Origin of the sequence: Paeniglutamicibacter sp. ORCA_105 (assembly GCF_045798545.1) — a bacterium.
Taxonomy (GTDB): Bacteria; Actinomycetota; Actinomycetes; order Actinomycetales; family Micrococcaceae; genus Paeniglutamicibacter; species Paeniglutamicibacter sulfureus.
Map to the genome: position 1 here is coordinate 100,419 of NZ_JBIXLM010000007.1, position 19,932 is coordinate 120,350.

A 19,932-nucleotide genomic window follows, 5' to 3' on the forward strand; every position below is an offset into this window, starting at 1 on the left:
GATCGCAAACTACTGAGGAGCGCAAGTTGGTTTACATGCTGCTGGTGGTCGCCATCGTCATACTCGGTGCCGCAGTGTTGCTTGGTGTTGGAGTCCGGCGGGCTCGCACGGGCCAGGACGGGCGACGGTTTGAGCCCTTCAACGTCCCGATCCAAGGGCTGGTCGAACCGGTGGCCAGCCTGCCGCCGGTGCTTCTTCCCGAGCGGCCGAGCGCCGAGGATGTCGAGAACGTGAGCTTTTCGCTGGGGCTCCGCGGATATCGATGCGACCAGGTTGATGAGGTCCTCGATGTCCTTTCGGCCGAGATTTCTCGGTTGCATGAGGTCATCGCGGCACACGGAAAAGGGCTTGTGATTAGCAACACGAGCCATTCTTCGGAATAATGGAACGTAGCAAGTTGAAAGCGGATCAAGAATTTCCGGGTTCGCCGATTAACTCACCACCGGGTGAAGGCCCAAAAAAATCCTTTACCTCAAATGAAAGGGAACAGCGCTAATGGCTGCGATGAAACCACGTACCGGGGATGGTCCGATGGAGGTCACGAAGGAAGGCCGTAGCCTGATCATGCGCGTACCGATTGACGGTGGCGGGCGTCTGGTTGTTGAGCTCAATGCCGACGAGGCCGCCGAGCTGCGCGATTGCTTGGTAGGTGCCACCGAGTAGGACTTGGTGTCGGAATGCTGCGGGGCGGGGATTTGGCCGATACGGCCGGTGCCCGCCCCTTGGTGTGTCGGGCTTCGGCCGAAACCAAGGCCGGGACTCCCGGTGGCACTTTGCACGCTCCCGGGGTGCGGAGCGCGGGGTGCTCGCTAGCCGATGCGGGCGGCGAGCTGGAGGCCGAGCCCGGTGGGCACCAGAGAGCTGACAAAGCGCTCATCCTCACGCAGCACGCGGGTCGCATTGCGCGTGGCCACGGTGCTGGGCTGGCGCACGGCCGGCTTGGGAACGCGATGCTGGTCGAAGGCGTCGTGCACGATGACGAGGCCGCCGACCTTGACCAAGCGGATGCCCTGGTTGACGTACTCCAGGAGGTGCGTCTTGTCCGCATCGATGAAGACCAGGTCGTAGGCACCGTCGGTGAGGCGGGGCAGCACTGCCTGCGCACGGCCCGATATGGCGCGGGTGCGTGACCCGTCGACCCCCGCATCGTGGAAGGCGGCGCGGGCGGCGGCCAGATGGTCGACATCGATGTCAATCGTCGTCAGCGCGGAATGCTTCCCCGCCCCACGCAGCAGGCTGGTGCCCGAGACCCCGACGCCGGTGCCGATTTCCACCATGTTCCTGGCGCCGGAGATGGCGGCGAGGACGGAGAGGAAATTGGCCGTGGCCGCTCCCACGGACTCCACACCCAGCTCGCGGCCGCGCTCGCGGGCCCGCTCCAGCACCGCATCTTCCTGGGTCTGGGCCTGCGCGTATGTCCAGCTGCTAAAGATGTCCAGGTTCATGGTTGTGCGGCAAATCCTTCGAGTGGTGCGTTGCGGGCTGGTGGCCTTGCCCCGACCCGGAGGCGACAGTGGCAAGGGACGGCATCCCAGCTGACACCGCCAGCCCCCATCCTATCCTTGTACCGGGCCCTGTCAGGGGTGAAACCGAAACATTGAAGCGGCACAGGTTGCTTTCAGCTTCCGCTCAGGAGCCTGCGCGAGACTTGTGGACGTGAACGCATCGAATTTCTCCTTGGCCAGCGACGTACGCTCCCTCGACGAGCCTGCCGAGCTCGAAGTGCCGACGTGGGACGAGATCGTCAAGGACCACTCGCCGCGCGTCTATCGCCTCGCGTACCGCCTAACGGGCAACCGGCAGGACGCAGAGGACCTGGCGCAGGAAACCTTCGTGAGGGTCTTCCGCTCGCTGCACACCTTCACCCCGGGAACCATCGGGGGCTGGTTGCACCGCATCACCACCAACTTGTTCCTGGACCAGGCGCGGCGCAAGTCCCGCATCCGCTTTGACGGGCTTGCCGAGGACGCCGAGGCCAAGATCCCCGGGACCGCACCCGGACCGGAACGCAGCTTTGAATACAACAACCTGGATATCGACGTCCAGGCCGCACTCGACGGGCTGAGTCCCGAATTCCGGGCGGCAGTGGTCCTGTGCGACCTCGAGGGACTGTCCTACGAAGAGGTCTCCGAGGCGCTGAACGTCAAGCTCGGCACCGTTCGCTCCCGCATTCACCGTGGCCGTGGGATGCTGCGCGAAAAACTGGCGCACCGCAATCCGGCCACCAGGCCCGCAGCAACCAGGGCCTTGCCCAAGATCCGGCGGACGATCCCGGGAGTGCGCTAGGGCATGCATCGGTATGAACGCTGGATGGGCGAATACGTGGGCGGCCGGCTGAACGGTCGTCGCGCCAAGGCCCTGGAGAAGCACGTCCCGGGTTGCGCCGCGTGCTCGGCTGCGTTGAACACCTGGCAGCGCGGCCCTGTTTCCGCGCCGAATTCCCCCGCTGTTCCCGTCGTGCCGCTGAACGCCCAGACCCTGCTCGGCGCCCACTACGCGCTGCCCAACGAGCGCGGTGCGCGGGGTTCCCGGAGGAACGGATTCGTGCCCATGGTGGTGTTGCTGCTGCTCTTCGCCCTGGTGGGCACGATCGCGGCGATGTCCTGGGTCCTGGGTGCACAGGCCGCGCAGGGTGCCGCCAAGGGCGATCCGGCGGAGTCCTGGAACGCCACGGCCCGCACGCTGGATACGGATACCATCACCCAATTACGCCAGGCCGGTTGGACCTGCCCGGTCATTGAAGCTGCGGGGTTCACCCTTACCTCGGCCAGCGGGGTGCTGGTGGGCGGCGAGGCGACGGTGACGCTGGTGCTCAGCGATGAGGAACACACCGTGGAGCTGGCCGAGACCCGCACCCTGTCCAGTGCCGTGAAGGCGCCGCTGCAGACCACCAAGGCCGCGTCGGCCAGCACCGATCCGACCTCCGGCATGCTGACCGAACTGGGTCGGCGCTTGGGTGCCAAGGCGGCTGCCGCCGTCACGTATGCTGGGGGAACCGCCACGCTGAACATGGAAGACGTGAGGTACGAAGTTTCCTCCGACATGTCCAAGGCCGACGTGGAACAGGTCCTGCAGCGGCTGGTGGTCGCTGAACATACGCGCATCGTGTCGCTGGATCCCTCCACCGAGAAATTATCGCAACGCCTGCTGCGGGGCTTTTCCCGCCTCATGGTTTTGGACTTCAAATAGGCAATGGCCTCATCGCAGCTCGAAAGCAGGTAGTCTACAAGGGTGTTTTTGGGAATCAATGGCAGTGAACTGCTGGTGCTTGCGGTGCTCGCGGTGGTTATTCTGGGACCCGAGAAACTGCCGGAGTATGCCGCGCAACTGGCGCGCCTGGTCAAGGAACTGCGCCGCATGGCCACCGGTGCCAAGGAGCAGTTGCGCGAGGAAGTCGGCGACGACATCGCCGACATGGACTGGCGCAAGCTTGACCCGCGCCAATACGACCCGCGCAGGATCATCAAGGAGGCGCTACTCGAGGACTTCGAGGACGCGGTGTCGGCCGTGAAGGAAACCCCGGCCGCGCGGCAACGCTCGGTGGCCACCGCGAAGGTCGCCCCGCTGGCCCCGCACGAGCCGGCGCCCTTTGACAACGAGGCAACGTAGCCGAGGCCCGACGGCGGACCCACGGCAGGCACTTCAGGCGGCATCCTTCGGGGGAGGCCGCCTTTGTGCTGTCCGGGACCTGTCCGGGGCCTCGAGGCCGGCAGGAAGCATCGGGACGGGTCATGCGTTACGCCTCAGTGCTGAGTGGCCGGCTGCGGCTGCCGGGGGCCGGTCGTGGGGACCGGGGGCTCCTAGCGCGGGGTGACGCCCAGTTTCAGTCCTGCCAGGCCGCGCGGGCGGTGCGTGAGGCTGCGGGCCATCTCGATGATCTGTGCGGCGGCGGGGGAATCCGGGTGGGAAAGCACCAGCGGCAGACCCGTATCGCCCCCGACGCGCAGCAGAGGGTCAAGTGCGACCTGGCCCAGCAGCGGGACCTCGGTGTCCAGTACCAGCGACAGACGCTGCGCGAGTTCCGCCCCGCCGCCGGAACCGAAGATCTCCAGGAGCGACCCGTCGGGCAGCACCATGGCGCTCATGTTCTCGATGACGCCCACGACCTTCTGCCCGGTCTGGACGGCGATCGACCCGGCGCGCTCGGCGACCTGGGCCGCGGCCGCCTGCGGTGTGGTGACCACCACCAGCTCGGAACCGGGCAAAAGCTGGGAAACGGAGATGGCGATGTCCCCGGTGCCCGGGGGCAGGTCCAGCAGCAGCACGTCCAGGTCGCCGAAGTGCACATCGGTCAGGAATTGCTCCAGCGCGCGGTGCAGCATCGGGCCGCGCCAGATCACCGGCTTGTTGTCGTCGATGAACATGCCGATCGAAATCACCTTCACCCCGTGGGCCACCGGCGGCAGGATCATCTCATCCACGCGGGTCGGCTTGGCGCCGGGGATGCCCAGCAGCCCGGGGATGGAAAAGCCGTGCACGTCGGCGTCGATGAGCCCGACGCGCAGCCCGTCGGCGGCCATCGCGCAGGCCAGGTTGGCGGTCAGCGAGGACTTGCCGACCCCGCCCTTGCCGCTGGCGATGGCGATGACCCGGGTCAGCGAGGCCGGGTCCGAGAACGGGACGGAGCGGCCCTTGAGCGACTCGCGCAGGGCCGCGCGCTGCTCGGGGCTCATGACCCCGAGGGTGACCTCGACGTGGCCGACGCCGGGCACCGCGGACAGGGCGGCCGCGACGTCGTTTTCGATGGTGGAGCGCATCGGGCAGCCGGCGATGGTCAGCAGCACCGTGACCCGTGCGGTGCCCTCGGACAGGTTGGCGGATTCGACCATGCCGAGCTCGGTGATGGGCCGGCGCAGTTCGGGGTCCTGGACGGCGGAGAGTGCTTCAAGGAGCCGGGGCTCGAGGGTCATGGCGTGTCGTTCCTCCGGGGCCGCGAGCGGCCCTCAGGTGCCCGCGGGGGCACCTGAGGGATGAGCCCGGTGTTGGTCGAGCTGCGGTCGCGGCGCTTGGTGGTCTTGGCGCGGAGGTTCAGTTCCTCGCCGTCGGTGGTTTCCAGCAAGTCCTCGAGGGCCGAGCGCAATTCGGAGCGCACGTAGTCGCGGGTTGCCACGTCGCGCAGGGCGATGCGCAGTGCCGCGAGTTCGCGGGTGAGGTACTCGGTGTCGGAGAGGTTGCGTTCGGCCCGCCCGCGGTCCTCTGTCAGCGAGACCCGGTCGCGGTCGTCCTGCCGGTTCTGCGCCAGCAGCAGCAGCGGGGCGGCGTAGGAGGCCTGCAGCGAGAGCATCAGCGTCAGCGCCGTGAAGCCCAGGGCCGCGGAGTCGAAGCGCCAGCCCTCCGGGGCCAGCGTGTTCCAGATCAGCCAGAACACGCAGAAGATGGTCATGTAGAACAGGAACTGCGGGGTGCCCATGAAGCGCGCGAATTTCTCGGTGCTGGACCCAAACCTGTCGGGGTTGGGGGCAAAGCGCGGGAAGAAGCGGTTGCGGGCGGACATGGGGGTGTCGAGGCCTGTCGAGGCCTGGCGCTTCTCAGCCATGGGAACCTCCGTTCAGGGGTGGTAGGTCGGTGCCGGTGGACGGCGCCGGGGCATCGGGTGCGGCGTCGTCGGGATGGTCGTCGTGGGTGCGCCAGTCATCGGGCAGCAGGTGGTCAAGCACGTCATCGACGGTCACCGCGCCGACCAGGCGCCCGTCGTCGTTCACCACGGCCAGCGAGGTGAGGTTGTAGCTGGCCAGGGTGCGCGCGACGTCGGCGACCCCCGCCTGGTCGTCGATGGGTTCGACGTCGGAATCCAGGATGTTGCCCAGGGACTCCGGCGGCGGGGTGCGCAGCAGCGCCTGGATGTGCACGGCGCCCAGGTAGCGGCCGGTGGGCGTCTCCAGCGGGGGCCGGGTGACGAAGACGGTGGAGGCCAGGGCGGGGCTCAGCTCCTCGCGGCGCACCGAGGCCAGGGCCTCGGCGACGGTGGCCTCGGGGGAGAGGATCACCGGGACCGGGGTCATCATCGACCCGGCGGTGCCCTCGGCGTACTCGAGCAGGCGGCGCACGTCGCGCGCCTCCTCGGGCTGCATCAATTCCAGCAGTGCGTGCTTGGTGTCCTCGGAGAGCTCGCCCAACAGGTCGGCGGCGTCGTCGGGGTCCATTTCCTCCAGCACGTCGGCGGCGCGTTCCATGTCCAGGGCGGAAATGATCTGCACCTGTTCGTCGTCGGGCATCTCCTGCAGCACGTCGGCCAGCCGCTCGTCCTGGAGTTCGGAGGCGACCTCGACGCGGCGCTTTTGGTTCATCTCGTGCAGCGCGTCGGCGAAGTCGGCGGGCTTCATCTCGTCGTGGGCAGCGACGTAGGTGCTGGCGGCCTGCGGTTCGTGCAGTGCGGTATGCACGATCGCGTCCCAGGGCACCAGCAGCCGCTCGCCGCGCGCCCGGCGCAGGCCCAGCAGACCGCCGGCGGGTTCTCCGCGGCGCACGTAGTAGTCGGAGATGATCCAGTCCCCGTTGCGTTCCCGGGCCAGGCCGATGTCCTCGACCACCGCGTTGCCGGAGCCGTCCTCGAACACCACGCGCCTGTCGAAGAGCTCCGCAGCCACCAGGATCTCCGCGCCGCGCTGCTGGAAGCGACGCATGTTCACCAGGCCGGAACAGATGATCTGCCCCGACTCCATGGCCTGGATGCGGGTCATGGGCACGAAGACGCGTCGCTTGCCGGGCACCTCGACGACCACGCCGACGCACTGGGCGGGCTTGGTGGCCAGGCGGGAAACGACCACGACGTCACGCAACCGGCCCAGGCGGTCGCCCAGCGGGTCGAAGACGTCCAGGCCCAGCAGGCGTGCGATGAAGACCTTCGTAGAATTGCTGCTCACGCTCTCTAGGCTACTGCCTGAGGTGCACCCTTCGGCGGTTTGGTCCATGTGTTGAGTGCTACGTGGTGAAACCGCGGTTGTGTGCGGCATCGCTTTCACCTTCAGCGATCAAGCCAGGTGTTCGGGTGCGGCAGCGTGCACAATGGATATATGTCATCCCCACTTGGTGCGTCCCCGTCCAACCCGAACCTGCCCGGCTTGCCGCGCGGTGAGCTTTTGGGCCGCTACAGCACGTACCTGGATGCCCAGAAGGTGGTTGACTACCTGGCCGACCACGACTTCCCCGTCGCCAACCTCACCATCGTGGGCAACGACCTCAAGTCGGTGGAGCGGGTCACCGCGAAGCTCAGCTACCCGAAGGTTGCCGCCGCCGGTGCCGCCCAGGGCGCGATGTTCGGCGTCTTCGTGGGGCTGGTGCTGACGATCTTCAGCCCGGGCTCCAACGCGCTGGCGCAGATCCTGTCCTCGGTGGGCATCGGCATGGCCATCTGGATGCTGGTGGGCGTGGTGAGCTACTCGTTCCGGCGCGGCAAGCGCGACTTCGCCTCGCAGTCCCAGGTGCTGGCCACCAGCTACGACGTGGTGGTGGCTTTCTCGCACGCACATGCGGCGCGTGCCATGGCGGCCAACCTGCCCATGAGCCGCATGGCGGCGGACAACGGCGTGGGCGCACACACCCCGCAGCCGCAGCCGCAGCCGCAGCCGCAGCCACAGGCCCCGGTCCAGGCCGCCGCGCCCGCGGCGCCCGCTGACCAGGGCGCCAGCGCCCCGACCTCCGGCAGCTACTCGGACTTGCCCGACGGGCGCCCGCAATTCGGCATCCGGATCCAGGACAACCAGCCCCCGGCCGCGGCCCCGGTGCCTGAGGCCTCGGCGGCGCCTGCAGCCGACACACCGGCAGCCGCACCCGCACCCGAGGAAACCGAATCGACAGATGGCACCGGGGACGCGGACCGCGAAACCGGCGCCGGGAGCGCAAGCGGGGAATCCACGCCGGAGGATGCGAAACACCCGGAACACGGCAAGCACCTCTAGCCAGCGGCCACGCACCCGGGGCACGGCCCCGGGCGGCAAGCCCAACAAGCACGAAACGCGAAGGCGGCCTTCATCCTACGAGGATGGGGGCCGCCTTCACGTTATGTGGCAGGTGCGTCAGATCAGCCCTTGCGGACCTGTGCCATCCATTCCTCGACCTCGGCCGGGGTGCGCGGCAGTGCCGCAGAGAGGTTCACGCAGCCGTCGGCGGTGATGAGCACATCGTCCTCGATGCGCACGCCGATGCCGCGGTATTCCTCCGGTACGGCGAGGTCCTCGTTCTTGAAGTACAGGCCGGGCTCGATGGTGAAGACCATGCCCTCCTCGAGGATTCCGTCCAGGTACAGCTCTGCCTTGGCCTGTGCGCAGTCGTGCACGTCCAGACCGAGGTGGTGGCTGGTGCCGTGGGGCATCCAGCGGCGGTGCTGCTGGCCCTCGGGGGAGAGTGCCTCCTCGAGTGGCACCGGCAGCAAGCCCCAGGCGTCGAGGTTCTGTGCCAGCACCGTCACCGCGGCAGTGTGCAGGTCGCGGAAACGGGTGCCCGGCTTGGCCACGGCGAATGCGGCGTCGGCGGCGTCGAGCACCGCCTGGTAGATCTTGCGCTGCACCTCGGTGTAGCTGCCGTTGACCGGCAGGGTGCGGGTCACGTCGGCGGTGTACAGCGACTCGGCCTCGACGCCGGCATCCAGCAGCAGCAGGTCCCCGTCATTGACGGTGCCGTTGTTGTTGATCCAGTGAAGCACCGTGGCGTTGTTGCCCGCGGCGGCGATGGTGTCGTACCCCAGGTCGTTGCCCTCTTCGCGGGCCCGGGCGAAGAACGCACCCTCGACCACGCGCTCGCCGCGTTCGTGGCCCATGGCGCGGTCCAGCGAGCGGACGACGTCGTGGAAGCCGTTCACCGTGGCCGCCACCGACTTCTTCATCTCCGCGATTTCCCACTCGTCCTTGACCAGGCGGATCTCGCTCAGGGCCTCGGAGAGCTCGCCGTCCAGGGAGTCCGAGACCTCCAGGTCCACTCCGGTGTTGATGCGGGAGGTGTCGACGAGCGCGTCGCAGTTCATGTCCACTTCGCGCAGCAGGCGGATGCGCATGCCGCCGAATTCCACCACGCCGGCGTCCTTGGTGATGGCAACCTCGAGTCCGGTCAGGTCGGCGGTGGGCAGACCCAGGCGCGCCTGCAGCAGGGGCAGGGTCGGGCGGGGTCCGATCCAGAACTCTCCGGTGCGGGCGTTGGAGTAGAACTCCTCCGAATCGCGCCCCGCCATCGGGGAGAAGTAGAGCGTGGAAACGTGGTTCGAGCCGTTGTCGCCCGCGCCGGTCTCGGTGGGTTCCAGCACCAGGACGGCTTCCGGCTCGTGGTCAAGGCCCAGCCCGGTGAGGTGGGCGAAACCTGAATGCGGACGGAAGCGGTAGTCGGTGTCGTTGGACCTGACCTTGTGCGGCCCGGCGGGAATGACCAGGCGTTCGCCGGGGAATCTGGCCGAGATAGCTGCGCGGCGGGCGGCCGCATACGGCGCGACCTGATCCGCGTCCGGAAGCGTGGAGTTTTCCGGGGCCCATGATGAGGCCATGAACTTCTTGAAGGCCTCGGAGTTGGGGCGCTGGGAACGGTTGTTCACGCGCTCTTCGAGGGGCTGGTCGCTGCCGGTGGTGGTGGTTGCATCAGTGCTCATTGTCCAATCGTCTCAAAGGCCGGACACTTACGCCAAGACGCCCTAAGAACAACTAGGTGCCGGTGCCGGGGACTGGTTGTGTGGCTGGCGCAAACCGCACGCTTTCGCGGTGAACGGCCGCTGCCCATCGAGGTGCCGCGCGGCATCGGCTGTTCGTTGTCGGAAGAACACCGCGGGGCACTGCCGACGCTGTCCTGCCAAGGGGCTACCCTGAGAGACATGCGGATCGACCTTCATGCTCATTCACATGTTTCCGACGGGACGGAGCACCCCGCCGAATTGGTGGCAGCGGCCAAGGCCGCGGGCCTTGACGTGCTGGCGCTGACCGATCACGACCAGACGTCCGGGTGGGCCGCAGCGGGGGAAGCCGCACTTGAAATCGGCGTGGGGTTGGTCCCGGGCATGGAGATCTCCTGCAAGACCGAGGCCGGCGTCAGCGTCCACTTGCTCTGCTACTTGCACGACCCTGCGCATGCGGGACTGATCGAGGAAATCGAAAAGGCCCGCGACGCGCGCATTACCCGTGCACGGCGCATGGTCGAGTTGCTCGCCGAGGATTATCCGGTGGATTGGGACCTGATCGCCCGCCACTCGATCCCCGGCGGGACGATCGGCCGACCCCACATCGCCGATGCCCTGGTCACGGCCGGTGTGGTCCGGACCCGCACCGAGGCGTTCGCTGAGGTGCTGACAGCTCGCTCGCGCTACTACGTGGGCCACTACGCCATGGATCCGGTGACCGCGGTCAAACTGGTGCGCGATGCCGGTGGGGTACCGGTGTTTGCACACCCGGTTGCCTCCGCCCGCGGCCGGGTGGTGGGGGAGGAGACCTTCGAGCAGATGATCGAGGCTGGTTTGTTGGGCCTGGAAATCGAGCACCGGGACAACCCCGAAGAGGGGCGCAAATACCTGCGTGCGCTTGCGCTGGAACACGACTTGATCGTCACTGGGTCTTCGGACTACCACGGCACCGGCAAACCGAACCGACTGGGCGAAAACACCACCAGCCCCGAGATGCTGCAGCGGATTCTGGAAGCCGGGACCGGCTCCGCACCGGTCGGAATGCCCGACCTGTTCTAGCCTTCCCCATCATGCGCACCGCTGCCGTTCCGGAGGGGACGCTGACGGTGCGCCTTTTTGATGCCCGGTGAGGGCTTTCCTGAGTTGCCGATGTGGTGGTCAGACGCGTACTTTTTCTCGTTATGCGCGTTGATTAATTTTGAGTTTGGCGGATGGACAATAGCTATTCGGTAAGTGGTCATCCAGTCGCAAACACATTACGAGTTCCGCCAATCATAATTCGGTTGATGGTCGTAACGGCCCCACTGAACGGACGGATTTTGCGGTTTTGGAATCGGTGCGTAATCGTCCTCCGGGGTGGGCGCGCCCGGACACCTGCTACTATCGTTGTAGTTGCTTCACAGTTTGAAATGTTTTTGTTGAGCCTAGTTCCAACGTTTCACGAAGCAACTCGCAACCACGACGGTATGAACTTAGCCGTCATTTGGATGTAAATCGGTGTCGTGCACTGGTGAGGAACACCTCCCTGCGACCATAGTCCGATGTCCAAGTATCCGGCATGAAGCCCGGGTGGTTATGCGCGCTCAGAATGCGTCCACGCCGGATGTCTGCTCGATTCGTGTATGCGAATTCGATTAATTGTGCCTTGTAGGCCAGCGCGCAAATTAGGAATTGTTGCCGGCGGCATTCCTACGAAGAGAGGATGGATATGGATCTCGAAAACGGGGATTATCAGCTTCTCGCAGGATGGGTTGTCCTGGGGTTGTTGGTGCTGTTTTACGGGGGGACATTTGTCATGTCCCTTATGATTGGCAAAAAGAAAGAAAACGCCGACGGTTATATGACAGCCGGAAACAAAATTGGTTTCGGCGTTTCCGCGGCAAGCATGACCGCCACATGGATCTGGGCATCCTCGATGTACGCCTCCGCGACATCGGGCTATACCTATGGCATTTCCGGGCCGATTCACTACGGTCTTTGGGGAGCATTGATGATTCTATTCATCTACCCCTTCGGCCGGAGGATCCGTGCGGTAGCGCCAAAGGCACACACCCTTGCCGAGGTCATGTATGCCCGCCATGGTCGTTCCAGCCAACTCATGCTGGCCGGATCCAACATCCTCGGTAGCGTCATTTCGCTGACCTCCAACTTCATTGCCGGTGGCGCACTCATCGCGTTGCTCTCTCCCTTTAGTTTCCGCCAGGGCATCATCGCGGTGGCTGCAGGCATCCTGCTTTACACCCTGTGGTCCGGGTTCAGGGCATCGGTGCTCACCGATTTTGCCCAGGTCGTGGCGATGCTCGGTGCCGTGGTGATCATTATTCCGGTGATCTTCTTCGCCGCCGGAGGCCCGGGTCTCTTTGAAACAGGCGCCTCAAACCTCACGGCTCAGCAGAGCGACTTCTTCTCTTCCGATGCGTTCATGAACCAGGGCGCGCCGTACATCGCGGCCGTGTTGGCGTACGCCATCGGTAACCAGACGATCGCCCAGCGACTCTTCGCAGTTCGTGAAGACCTGATCAAGCCGACCTTCATCACGGCGACGATCGGCTACGGTGCGACCATTATCGGATTCGGCATGCTCGGTGTCATCGCCTTGTACGCAGGCGTCACCCCGATCGACGGGGACATCAACAACCTAATTCCGCAGATGGCCGTTACCTACCTTGGCCCGGTCCTGTTGTGTATTTTCTTCATCATGATCCTGGGATCGCTTTCCTCCACGGCCGATTCCGACCTAGCGGCTCTTTCATCAATCGCAATGGCCGACATCTACGGTCAGTCCGTTGGCAAGAAGAAAGCCAATCCGAAGACGATGCTGCTGGTCGGCCGGATAACGATGATTCTGGCCACCGCAGCCGGCTTGTTCTTTGCGAGCGGGAAGATGAACATCCTTGACCTCTTGGTCTTCGTCGGCGCGCTGTGGGGTGCGCTGGTGTTCCCGGTCATTGCGAGCTTCTACTGGAAAAAGGTCACGAACATGGCCTTCACCGTCTCCTCACTGACTGCCCTGGCAGTTTTCCTGCCGGTGCGCTTCGAATGGATCTCGATGTCCGGTCTGACCGGCTACGTCGTGGACGTCGTTTCCATCGTCGGAGTTGGCGTGGTCCTGGGACTGATGAGCTTTGGATTCTTCGGGATGAAAATTGCCCGGATCATTGGTATCGCAGCAATCGTCATCGTCGCGCCGTTTGCCTTCGATGTCCTGCATGAATACGCCGTGCTCAGCGGCTCGCTGGTCGCCTATTCGGTCTCGACGGTCGTCTGCTACCTCATGTCGGTGCGCTCCAAGCAGGAGTTCGACTTCAGCACCATCAAGGACCGTGTCGGTGACTTCGACCCCGTCGAGACGATCACGAACGATTCCGACAACCTAGCCACTTCGAAGTAGAGACAAGGAAACAGGAGACTGTTATGAGTATTTTTTGGTTGACCGTATATGTCTTGACCTGGCCCCTGGTGGTTGGTGGAACGCTCTTTGTGATTGTGCGTGCCTTCTATCGGGAATGGCTCCAGGCGCGCGCAGAGGGCCGAGGCATGGTCTAGGACGGCGGGAGACAACGTGGGTCCAAGGGCCGACGGCGTTTCCAGCTAGTTCAAGTGCGGGGAGTCTGCCAGGTCACTGGCAGACTCCTCGCACTTTTCGCTTATGATGCCGGTTTTGCCGCTTTAGACTAGCGACGTTGCTCGTCCGCCTCGACGAAGTACCACGCCCCAGAGACTCGGGCAGCCATCATCAACCTTGACGACAAGCCCGGCACTTTCGCTGCAAGATTTGATCGGTAATAACGTGAGCGGCTCCGATTTCCCCCTTTGCCAATTCGGGGCCCGGACCGGAATCTTCCACGGAAGTTCCTGCTGCCAGCGGCCGGCAAGTTATCTGTCGAAGAGTGAAGCGCACCCGGGAGCGTCCGAACCCTGGCTGCAGTTCTCCGCCACGAGGATCTTCTTAGTCCGCCAGACGCTCATGGTGATTGATTCACTCGGTACATTGGCGACGCCGGGGATCGGAGTCCACGGGCCACCCTCCGTCGAGTACTCACCACGGAACCGTGTAGTCAGTCCGACCCTAAAGTCTCCCGTTTCTCCATACACGTGGCTGGTGTTGGTCGACTCATCAAATCCGCGGTTTGATGCTGGGGTCCCTGCGTAGTTCAAAGACCGAGATGTCCCATCACCGTAATTCCAGAGATAAATCACAGGAATTGCCCGTATTCGCACATTTTGATCGAAAAGTTCGATGCTGAAATTCTGGTCCTTAGACTCTGCGTATAGGTGTGCATGCCCATTTCGTAGTGAGAAGCCCTCTGGTTGACTGACTATTGACGACGCTGCAATTGGAAGTTTCCTGAACTGCGCTAAGGAAATTCTGGCGATATCTTGCTCAGCACCGGGAACATTCATGGGTGGTTCGGCGGAGCAGTACGTGGAAACGCCAACTATCTGTCCTGCACGTGGACCATTGATTGCTCTTACAACCCGAAACGTCCGCCAACCGCCTTCCGCGCAAGTGGGGTCGGCGATTGCGTCGCACCCTACTCGCGTCGTCATATCCGGCGTGCACTCCGAGTAGTACTTGACCGCGTACTTCAGTTTCGGACCACGTGACACGGTCTTGGATTTAGACCGGTTCTCGACACTACGATTTCCTGAATAGTCCGCGGTTTTCGGGCAAACGACTTGCACAACGATAGTTTGACCGGCGTACTTCTGGACTTCTTGGCATTTGGCGTCGTCTGGGATGATGGCCAGATCGACATTCGCCATTCCAACGAGTGAAGCGGTGACGATGGCTGCAGAAATGTATGCAATAAGGCGAAGTCTCATTACTGTTTCTCTGCTTCAACGTCAAGCGACTGAACCTTCCAACCAGATTCATAGCTCAACACCATAGTTCCAGGGAGGGGCTTTTCTACGGCCGGGAATTTTGCGTATTGTGTGCCATCGCTGGCGTACACGAGCATTTCTCCTTGCCGCAGTGTGAATAGCGCGACTCCGCCCTTGCCATCGACTATTGATTTGGTTATGACTGGCTTTAGGTCAACGCCAGTTATCCATGAACCTGCGATCCTATTTCCATCGGCCGTATCGATGAACTCCTCAAAGCATGCCTCACAGGAGGGATCAGTGACGGCCCTCAGGGGCTTTGAGTCGTTGGTTTCCGTGGTGTACTCAATTAACTCGTAATAGTGTTCCACGAAAGTTTTGACCCCGGCCTCGGATTTCTTCTTCGCCTCCTCGGGCATCTTGGGAACAGGCCAATTCTTCGCTGGACCCTTGGAGCTAGCGGGAATGGGCTTGGGTGTTGGTTTCGCTGTGGGACTCGGTGATGGCGTCGGAGACGAACTCGTTGCTGTGGCGGTGGAAATTGAAGACGAGCTCGAGGGTTCGGCGGGGACAGCGCTTCCGGTGCATCCCGCTGCTGCCAGCAGCAGCGCACCCGAGGAGAAAACGACGATGACTTGCTTGGTTTTCGTAAACATGCCTGAGGCCTACGATTCGGTCGGAGTCAATTAGCAGACAGCCTAGCCCGTTCGCGAGGGTTTCGGAGCGTTTTCCACAGGGTTCTATCGGCTTCGTGCCTGTTCGGGTGGCGATTGGACCAATGACAGATGCCCCCGGACGTCGGAAGGCAAGGGTGGTTCCGTGCGCGTCTCAAAAGATCGAAACCGAGGTTCGCGTACTAGAGCGCTGACCGGCCAGGATCGCATCCGGACAGGCTGAGGAATCCAATTCAGTCGGTGTCATGACTCGCGGACAGCACTAAGCCCCGTACCACTTCGGAATTCGAAGTGGTACGGGGCTTAGGTTGGAAAGGGTTTCAACCCGCGGCCGATTGGCGCTGAACCGAGCAGCAGGACCGCGTGGAAAGGTTAGTCCTCCAGGACCTGTAGCAGCGTGGCCCTCGGGATGCGCTTGCTCATCACGGAGATCGACTGGGGGTTTTCGTCCACGCAGACGAAGCGGCGGCCCAGTGCCTGCGCGACGGAACCGGTGGTGCCGGAGCCCGCGAAGAAGTCCAGGACCCAGTCACCTTCGCGAGAACTCGCGTTGATGATCCGGCGCAGGATGCCCTCGGGCTTCTGCGTGGGGTACCCGGTCTTTTCCTTGCCAGTCGGAGAGACGATGGTGTGCCACCATACATCGGTGGGCAGCTTGCCGCGCTCGCGCTTTTCGGCGGTGACCAGGCCGGGAGCCATGTAGGGCTCACGGTCGACCTCGGCGTTGTCGAAGTGGTACGTCTTCGGGTTCTTGACGTACACGAGGATGTTGTCGTGCTTGGCCGGCCAGCGGGACTTGGCCCGTGCTCCGTAGTCGTAGGCCCAGATGATCTCGTTCAGGAACGACTCGCGTCCGAAGATCGAGTCGAGCATGACCTTGGCGTAGTGGACCTCGCGGTAGTCGAGGTGCACATACAGCGTGCCGTCGTCGGCCAACAACCGCCAGGCCTCTCGCAGGCGCGGTTCCAGGAAGGACCAGTAGTCGTCGAACGCGTCGTCGTAGCTGTGCAGGTCCCCGCGCAGGGTGGAGTAGCTCCGGCCCTGGAAGCCGACGCGGTCGCCCTCGCCGGCGGCGGCGCGGACCGACGTCATGACCTGGCGCTTTTGCGTCCGCCCGGTGTTGAACGGCGGATCGACGTAGATCAGGGTGAAGGACTCGTCGGGCAGGGTGGGCAGGAACGTCGCGTTTTCGGCATGGACGATCAGGTTTGGTCCCGCCGGATCCCAGGCGGGGACGGGGGATGCCGCGGCGGGCCCATCGGCGTCCGGTGAAGGATCGGCGATGGGCCCGTCGGGAATGCTGGTCAACGTCATCTAGTTGCTTGGCGTCAATCTACTCGGCGTCGTTGCGGTTCACGACTTCGCCGTCGCGGCGGCGGGTGCGGCTGCGGTTGGGGCGGCTGCGTGCCGGGCGATCGGCCTTCGGGGCGCCCTGGTCCGAGGACTCGGTGGTGCCGGCGGGCTCGGAGGCAGCTGCCGTCTCGCGGTGGCGCTCGCCCTCGCGTGCCGGGCGGTCGGAGCGGCCGCGGGAATGGCCGTGGCGTCCGCCGCGCTCCGAGCTGTTGCCGCCGCGCTCGCCGCCACGCTCGCCGCCACGATCCGAGCGACGTCCACCGTCGGAGGACCGCGGGGAGTTCTTCTTGCCGGTCTCGCCCAGGTCCTCGAGCTTCTCGCCGGACAGGCCCTCGAGCTTGCGCGCGTGGCGCGGCAGCCGACCCTTGGTCCCTGCCGGGATGTGCAGGTCGGTGAAGAGGTGGGCCGAGGAGGAGTAGGTTTCCACCGGCTCGGTGACGTTCAGGCCCAGGGCCTTGTTGATCAGGCCCCAGCGCGGGACGTCTTCCCAGTCAACGAAGGTCACCGCGGTGCCCTTGTTGCCGGCGCGGCCGGTGCGGCCGACGCGGTGCAAGTAGGTCTTCTCGTCCTCCGGGCACTGCAGGTTGATCACGTGGGTGACGTCGTCGACGTCGATGCCGCGGGCTGCGACGTCGGTGGCCACCAGCACGTCGACCTTGTTGTTGCGGAAGGCACGCAGTGCCTGCTCGCGGGCGCCCTGGCCCAGGTCCCCGTGCATGGCGCCGGCAGCGAAGCCGCGATCGATCAGCTCGTCGGTCAGCTTGGCCGCCGAGCGCTTGGTCTTGGTGAAGATGATGGTGCGTCCGCGGCCCTCGGCCTGCAGGATGCGGGCCACGACCTCGTCCTTGTCCAGCTGGTGGGCGCGGTAGACGACCTGGCGGATGTCCTTCTTGGTGATCGAGTCGTCGTCCGGGTCCGCGGCGCGGATATGCGTCGGCTTGGTCATGTAGCGGCGGGCCATGGCAATGACCGGGCCGGGCATGGTGGCCGAGAAGAGCATGGTCTGGCGGTTCGCCGGGGTGGCGGCGAGCAGCGTCTCGACATCGGGCAGGAAGCCCAGGTCCAGCATCTCGTCGGCCTCGTCGAGGACCACGAGGCGCACGTTCTTCAGGTTCAGGTGGCGCTGGCGGTGCAGGTCGATCAGGCGCCCGGGGGTGCCCACGACGATCTCGACACCGTTGTTCAGCTGCTCGATCTGCGGTTCGTAGGCACGGCCGCCGTAGATCGTGGCGATGCGGGCGTTGCGCTTGGTCGAGGCCTTGGCGATGTCGGTGGCGACCTGGACCGCGAGCTCGCGGGTCGGGGCGACGATCAGGGCCTGCGGGGCGCCGGGGGCCGGAAGCTTGTCGTAGCCCTCGTCGGTGGGGCCGACCACGCGCTGCAGCGCGGGGATGCCGAAGCCGAAGGTCTTGCCGGTGCCGGTCTTGGCCTGGCCAATGATGTCGTGTCCGCCCAGGGCGACCGGGAGCGTCATCGACTGGATGGGGAAGGGGTGCAGGATGCCGGCGTCGGTCAGGGAGTCGACGATGTCGGCGCGGACGCCGAAGTCGGCGAAGGTCAGCTGCGGGAGTTCGTGCGGGGTTTCATCGGTGGACAGGGATTCTTCGATGTCCACTGCCTCGGACGCCGAATCGGCGGTCAGCAGGTGTTCTGTATTCGACACAGGGGGGTCTCATTCGTTTAGGCGCCTGGGACCGGGGTGCTCGACGACCGTCCCCGGCAAGGCCGGGGAAGTGGGGTCGGAGGTCCACCACAATCAGAGGTGCTTCCAGCGGAGCCGATCGCAGGCTTAGCTAGTGGTCAAGTGGATCTGACCACATGGGGCGCGGAAGTCGCTGGGTAATCCCGCATGAATTCTTTTCAAGGTACGCGACCGGGCATCCTTGTATACCGTTCAAGCATATCGTGAGTCCGGTCAATTCCGCGTATTGCCCCCGGAGGTCCGGGCCGCAGGGCCGTCCGTGGCCCGGTGCGCCGGGGACCCGGCGCACCGCAGGGTCCCCGGCACAGTCGTCAGGGACCGACGATCCGGAAGAGCACCTTGCGGCTGGCCATGTCCGCGTGCACCAGCTCGGCCTCGACCTGCATCCCCGCCTCCGCCGTCCCCTCAAAGCGCGCCATGACCGCCGGGTCCTTCACCTGAAGGGTGCCGCCGGTGCGGTGGTTGCCGTTGCCCGAGTCCTCGGTTCCGGTGATCGTCACCGCCGCGAAGCGTTCTCCCACCCGGTGGGCCAGCGAGGCGGCCTCCACGGTGTCCACGGCGGCGCGTTCGACGTTGTTGACGATGCGGTTCGAGGTGTTCATCAGGTCCGGAAGCTGGGGCAGCACCTCGCGCACGCCCGCCGGAACCTCCTGGCCGTGGACGGCGTAGGAGCAGATGAGCAGCGCGAAGCGGTCCACCAGCCGGCGCAATGGCGCGGTGGTGTGCGCGTAGGGCGCGGCGATGGCTGCCTGGACGATGTCCCCGGGCACCTCGCCGTCCAGCACGGTGTAGGTGGCCCCGCGGAACAGGCTCGTGGCCTGGTGCATGAGGGCCAGCTGGCGCGGGTCGGCCAGGTCCAGGGAGCGCAGGAACTCGCCATAGGGCTGCTCCGGCTCCCAGACCGTCCCGAGCGCCTTGGCCTGGAGCCGGAAGATCCTGATGTCCTTTTCCGCCGGCGGCGGCATGGTGCGCAACAGGCCCACCTTGGCCTCGAGCATGATGCGGGCGGCCTCCATCCCGGTCATCAGGGAGATCTGGGCGTTCCAGTCCTCCACCGGCAGCGGGGCGTCGGCCACGATGACATAGGTGCCGTCGACGCATTCGACCTCCTGGGAGGGGATGCGCAGGGATGCGCCGCCGCGGGCCCGTTCCAGCTCAATGCGCTTGAGCCCGATCTCGCGCAGCAGCTGCAGCATCGCACTGGCGGTCCCGTCGTCAAGGGCAGCCTGGACGTCGACGTAGTTGAGCTTTTCGCGGCTGCGGACAATGGCCCGCTCCAGGGCGGTGTGGGTGACGGCGCCGCCGGCATCGAGGGTGAAGGCCCAGAGGTAGGCGCTGCGGTCCTGGCCCGGCAGCAGCGAACCGGCGTCCTCGCTGATGGACTCGGGGTGCAGCGAGATCCGTCGGTGCGGCAGGTAGACCGTCTGGCCGCGCAGCCGGGTCTCGGCATCAAGGCTGCCGCCCAGGGCGACGAATCCGGGCACGTCGGCGATCGCATAGTGCACCACGTAGCCGTCGCCGTTGCGGGCCAGGTGCACCGCCTGGTCCAGATCGGTGGAGGTGGCCGGGTCGATGGTGACCAGTTCGATCTCGCGCCGGTCGATGGCCGGGCGCTCGAAGTCGGCGATGGCGCGCCGGGCCTCGGCGAGCACCTCGGGCGGGAACTCGCTGCGCAGGGCGAACTCGGTTTCCAGTGCCTGAAGGGCCTGGGCAAGTGCTGTGCTTCGTGCCTCGGGCGTGAGGGCGATAGATTGGTGGATCACATCGACAGCATAACCACCACC

The 19,932-nt window shown here is 64.9% G+C and carries 18 protein-coding genes; 9 read left to right on the plus strand and 9 right to left on the minus strand.

Annotation, left to right across the window (positions count from 1 at the left end; all coding sequences use genetic code 11):
* Positions 1-35: 35 nt before the first annotated feature.
* Positions 36-383, plus strand: coding sequence for a DivIVA domain-containing protein (locus ACIPUB_RS05445; protein WP_407606483.1), 348 nt, complete (start codon positions 36-38; stop codon positions 381-383).
* A 112-nt stretch (positions 384-495) separates the two neighbouring features.
* A complete protein-coding gene (locus ACIPUB_RS05450; protein WP_264270931.1) occupies positions 496-663 on the plus strand; it encodes a DUF3117 domain-containing protein in 168 nt (55 codons plus the stop codon).
* Positions 664-809: 146 nt separating this feature from the next.
* Here the strand turns inward: ACIPUB_RS05450 and ACIPUB_RS05455 are convergent, their stop codons facing one another.
* On the minus strand, positions 810-1,445 hold the full coding sequence (locus ACIPUB_RS05455; RefSeq protein WP_407606440.1) for an O-methyltransferase: 636 nt from the start codon (positions 1,443-1,445) through the stop codon (positions 810-812).
* A gap of 232 nt (positions 1,446-1,677) precedes the next feature.
* Here ACIPUB_RS05455 and sigE point away from each other — a divergent pair, with 232 nt between their 5' ends.
* From sigE to ACIPUB_RS05470, 3 genes are read left to right on the plus strand one after another with little or no spacing between them, the layout of a single operon-like run.
* Complete coding sequence (sigE, locus tag ACIPUB_RS05460; RefSeq protein WP_264270970.1) at positions 1,678-2,286, plus strand: RNA polymerase sigma factor SigE; 609 nt, start codon at positions 1,678-1,680, stop codon at positions 2,284-2,286.
* Positions 2,287-2,289: 3 nt separating this feature from the next.
* Entirely contained in the window at positions 2,290-3,189 is a 900-nt protein-coding gene (locus ACIPUB_RS05465; RefSeq protein WP_407606441.1) for a zf-HC2 domain-containing protein, read from the plus strand.
* 42 nt (positions 3,190-3,231) lie between these two features.
* Positions 3,232-3,609: a sec-independent translocase gene (locus tag ACIPUB_RS05470; RefSeq protein ID WP_407606442.1), complete on the plus strand. Its 378-nt coding sequence runs from the start codon at positions 3,232-3,234 to the stop codon at positions 3,607-3,609.
* Between the two features lie 191 nt (positions 3,610-3,800).
* Here ACIPUB_RS05470 and ACIPUB_RS05475 read toward each other — a convergent pair whose 3' ends face one another.
* Genes ACIPUB_RS05475 through ACIPUB_RS05485 form a run of 3 tightly spaced genes read right to left on the minus strand, consistent with a single transcriptional unit; the run spans position 3,801 to position 6,863 of the window.
* A complete protein-coding gene (locus ACIPUB_RS05475; protein ID WP_407606443.1) occupies positions 3,801-4,910 on the minus strand; it encodes an Mrp/NBP35 family ATP-binding protein in 1,110 nt (369 codons plus the stop codon).
* Positions 4,907-5,536 (minus strand): DUF1003 domain-containing protein, encoded by a 630-nt coding sequence (locus ACIPUB_RS05480; protein WP_407606444.1) that lies wholly within the window; start codon positions 5,534-5,536, stop codon positions 4,907-4,909. Before ACIPUB_RS05480 ends, ACIPUB_RS05475 begins: the two co-directional genes overlap by 4 nt.
* Complete coding sequence (locus ACIPUB_RS05485) at positions 5,529-6,863, minus strand: magnesium transporter MgtE N-terminal domain-containing protein (RefSeq protein WP_407606445.1); 1,335 nt, start codon at positions 6,861-6,863, stop codon at positions 5,529-5,531. Before ACIPUB_RS05485 ends, ACIPUB_RS05480 begins: the two co-directional genes overlap by 8 nt.
* 150 nt (positions 6,864-7,013) lie before the next feature.
* Between ACIPUB_RS05485 and ACIPUB_RS05490 the strand changes: the two genes are divergently transcribed.
* On the plus strand, positions 7,014-7,898 hold the full coding sequence (locus ACIPUB_RS05490) for a general stress protein (RefSeq protein WP_407606446.1): 885 nt from the start codon (positions 7,014-7,016) through the stop codon (positions 7,896-7,898).
* 122 nt (positions 7,899-8,020) lie between these two features.
* Here ACIPUB_RS05490 and ACIPUB_RS05495 read toward each other — a convergent pair whose 3' ends face one another.
* The gene (locus tag ACIPUB_RS05495; protein WP_407606447.1) at positions 8,021-9,571 is read right to left on the minus strand and encodes an aminopeptidase P family protein; all 1,551 of its coding nucleotides are present in this window, start codon (positions 9,569-9,571) and stop codon (positions 8,021-8,023) included.
* A gap of 219 nt (positions 9,572-9,790) precedes the next feature.
* Here ACIPUB_RS05495 and ACIPUB_RS05500 point away from each other — a divergent pair, with 219 nt between their 5' ends.
* From ACIPUB_RS05500 to ACIPUB_RS05510, 3 genes are all read left to right on the plus strand, one after another.
* Entirely contained in the window at positions 9,791-10,651 is an 861-nt protein-coding gene (locus ACIPUB_RS05500) for a PHP domain-containing protein (RefSeq protein WP_310292857.1), read from the plus strand.
* 649 nt (positions 10,652-11,300) lie between these two features.
* Positions 11,301-12,983: a sodium:solute symporter family protein gene (locus ACIPUB_RS05505; RefSeq protein ID WP_407606448.1), complete on the plus strand. Its 1,683-nt coding sequence runs from the start codon at positions 11,301-11,303 to the stop codon at positions 12,981-12,983.
* A 23-nt stretch (positions 12,984-13,006) separates the two neighbouring features.
* The gene (locus ACIPUB_RS05510; protein WP_407606449.1) at positions 13,007-13,138 is read left to right on the plus strand and encodes a putative transporter small subunit; all 132 of its coding nucleotides are present in this window, start codon (positions 13,007-13,009) and stop codon (positions 13,136-13,138) included.
* 1,280 nt (positions 13,139-14,418) lie between these two features.
* Here the strand turns inward: ACIPUB_RS05510 and ACIPUB_RS05515 are convergent.
* From ACIPUB_RS05515 to ACIPUB_RS05530, 4 genes are all read right to left on the minus strand, one after another.
* Positions 14,419-15,075, minus strand: a complete 657-nt coding sequence (locus tag ACIPUB_RS05515; RefSeq protein WP_407606450.1) for a DUF6318 family protein — start codon at positions 15,073-15,075, stop codon at positions 14,419-14,421.
* Positions 15,076-15,465: 390 nt separating this feature from the next.
* Positions 15,466-16,407, minus strand: a complete 942-nt coding sequence (locus ACIPUB_RS05520; protein ID WP_407606451.1) for a DNA-methyltransferase — start codon at positions 16,405-16,407, stop codon at positions 15,466-15,468.
* A gap of 19 nt (positions 16,408-16,426) precedes the next feature.
* Positions 16,427-18,109: a DEAD/DEAH box helicase gene (locus ACIPUB_RS05525; protein ID WP_407606452.1), complete on the minus strand. Its 1,683-nt coding sequence runs from the start codon at positions 18,107-18,109 to the stop codon at positions 16,427-16,429.
* A gap of 350 nt (positions 18,110-18,459) precedes the next feature.
* Positions 18,460-19,911: a ribonuclease catalytic domain-containing protein gene (locus tag ACIPUB_RS05530; protein WP_407606453.1), complete on the minus strand. Its 1,452-nt coding sequence runs from the start codon at positions 19,909-19,911 to the stop codon at positions 18,460-18,462.
* Between the last annotated feature and the right edge of the window lie 21 nt (positions 19,912-19,932).

What these genes read in the sequence shown, in the direction of transcription:
- ACIPUB_RS05480 (WP_407606444.1), bottom strand. Translation starts at nt 5,536, where the DNA reads ATGGCTGAGAAGCGCCAGGCCTCGACAGGCCTCGACACCCCCATGTCC.
- ACIPUB_RS05495 (WP_407606447.1), bottom strand. Translation starts at nt 9,571, where the DNA reads ATGAGCACTGATGCAACCACCACCACCGGCAGCGACCAGCCCCTCGAA.
- ACIPUB_RS05455 (WP_407606440.1), bottom strand. Translation starts at nt 1,445, where the DNA reads ATGAACCTGGACATCTTTAGCAGCTGGACATACGCGCAGGCCCAGACC.
- ACIPUB_RS05475 (WP_407606443.1), bottom strand. Translation starts at nt 4,910, where the DNA reads ATGACCCTCGAGCCCCGGCTCCTTGAAGCACTCTCCGCCGTCCAGGAC.
- ACIPUB_RS05450 (WP_264270931.1), top strand. Translation starts at nt 496, where the DNA reads ATGGCTGCGATGAAACCACGTACCGGGGATGGTCCGATGGAGGTCACG.
- ACIPUB_RS05465 (WP_407606441.1), top strand. Translation starts at nt 2,290, where the DNA reads ATGCATCGGTATGAACGCTGGATGGGCGAATACGTGGGCGGCCGGCTG.
- ACIPUB_RS05520 (WP_407606451.1), bottom strand. Translation starts at nt 16,407, where the DNA reads ATGACGTTGACCAGCATTCCCGACGGGCCCATCGCCGATCCTTCACCG.
- ACIPUB_RS05445 (WP_407606483.1), top strand. Translation starts at nt 36, where the DNA reads ATGCTGCTGGTGGTCGCCATCGTCATACTCGGTGCCGCAGTGTTGCTT.
- ACIPUB_RS05490 (WP_407606446.1), top strand. Translation starts at nt 7,014, where the DNA reads ATGTCATCCCCACTTGGTGCGTCCCCGTCCAACCCGAACCTGCCCGGC.
- ACIPUB_RS05515 (WP_407606450.1), bottom strand. Translation starts at nt 15,075, where the DNA reads ATGTTTACGAAAACCAAGCAAGTCATCGTCGTTTTCTCCTCGGGTGCG.
- ACIPUB_RS05505 (WP_407606448.1), top strand. Translation starts at nt 11,301, where the DNA reads ATGGATCTCGAAAACGGGGATTATCAGCTTCTCGCAGGATGGGTTGTC.
- ACIPUB_RS05510 (WP_407606449.1), top strand. Translation starts at nt 13,007, where the DNA reads ATGAGTATTTTTTGGTTGACCGTATATGTCTTGACCTGGCCCCTGGTG.
- ACIPUB_RS05500 (WP_310292857.1), top strand. Translation starts at nt 9,791, where the DNA reads ATGCGGATCGACCTTCATGCTCATTCACATGTTTCCGACGGGACGGAG.